Origin of the sequence: Selenomonas sp. oral taxon 126 (genome assembly GCF_001683335.1) — a bacterium.
In the GTDB taxonomy this organism is placed as follows: domain Bacteria; phylum Bacillota; class Negativicutes; order Selenomonadales; family Selenomonadaceae; genus Centipeda.
The window spans coordinates 269,024-270,313 of the sequence record NZ_CP016201.1 but is presented as its reverse complement, the minus strand read 5'-3'; the positions used below and the strand labels follow the sequence as shown (position 1 = coordinate 270,313).

1 protein-coding gene and 1 pseudogene are annotated in these 1,290 nt (G+C 50.8%); both read left to right on the top strand.

The window, feature by feature from the left end:
- The coding region (locus AXF19_RS01145) for a transposase (RefSeq protein WP_066843929.1) at nt 1-765 on the top strand (765 nt) is incomplete at its 5' end.
- A 176-nt stretch (nt 766-941) separates the two neighbouring features.
- Nucleotides 942-1,290: pseudogene (locus tag AXF19_RS14495) on the top strand (transposase); the annotation flags it as partial.

Sequence of the window (1,290 nt, the reverse complement as noted above, 5' to 3'; positions counted from 1 at the left end):
GGGACGTTCCTGTCGCAGATCAAGAACGATGTTTCGTTCCTGCTGGCGGGGCGCTATCTCATTTTTCTCGAGCATCAGAGCACGCCGAATGAGAATATGCCCCTGCGCTGCCTCTACTATGTCTGTGAGCAGCTGCGCAAGACGATTGATTCGAAGCAGATTTATATGAATCAGAGAATTACGTTGCCGGTGCCTGAGTTTCATGTGTTCTATACGGGCGGGGTGAATACGCCTGAAGAATACGAGATGAAACTTTCGGATGCATATGCGGAGGCGAGCAATGCGGTCAACCTCGAGCTAAAGGTGTGCGTGCATAACGTCGCCTATGATGAGGCAAAACTTCTGCTTGGCAGGAGCGCCGCAATGCGTGACTACGCGATGTTTATCCAATATGTGAAGGTGAATATGGCGCGTGGAATGGAGCGGGAAGCCGCCATTCGTGAAGCGGTTCGGTATTGTATCGAACACGATGTGATGAAAGATTTCTTGATAGAGCATGAGCGTGAGGTGATTGACATGGTGGCTTTTGAATGGAATCAGAAACTTTTTGAAGAGGCAAAATTTGAGGAGGGGCTTGAGCGCGGTCGCGAGCAAGGGCTTGAGCAGGGGCTCGAGCGCGGTCGCGAGCAAGGTCTTGAGCAGGGGCGTGTTTTCGCTGTCCTTGGAATGCTGAAGGAGAAGCTGCCGCTTGAAATGATTTCGCGTGTGTCGGAGATGTCGGTCGAAAAAATTCGTGAGATTGGACGCATGCACAGCTTGCTCTAGGGAATCGCTGATGAAATGAAGTCTGTCGGCTTGGCGTGGATTTTTGTCCGATTGAGGAGGCAAAAAGGACGCATAGCAGAGACTATGTGGAGGATTCGTAGGCATTGAGCGGGCAAAAAGATGCGCTAAGATGACGGTGTTGAATTTATTAGTGCTTCCTTAAGGCGGGTGATCCGATGGGAAAAGGACGACAGTATCAGGATTCGCTGTTTCGTATGTATTTCAATGATGAAATGCGGCTGAGGGAACTTGCGGGCGCTCTGCATGGAAAGGCATATGCGGCAGAGGAGAGGCTGGAGATTGTGACGCTTGAGGGGACGTTCCTGTCGCAGATCAAGAACGATGTTTCGTTCCTGCTGGCGGGGCGCTATCTCATTTTTCTCGAGCATCAGAGCACGCCGAATGAGAATATGCCCCTGCGCTGCCTCTACTATGTCTGTGAGCAGCTGCGCAAGACGATTGATTCGAAGCAGATTTATATGAATCAGAGAATTACGTTGCCGGTGCCTGAGTTTCATGTGTTCT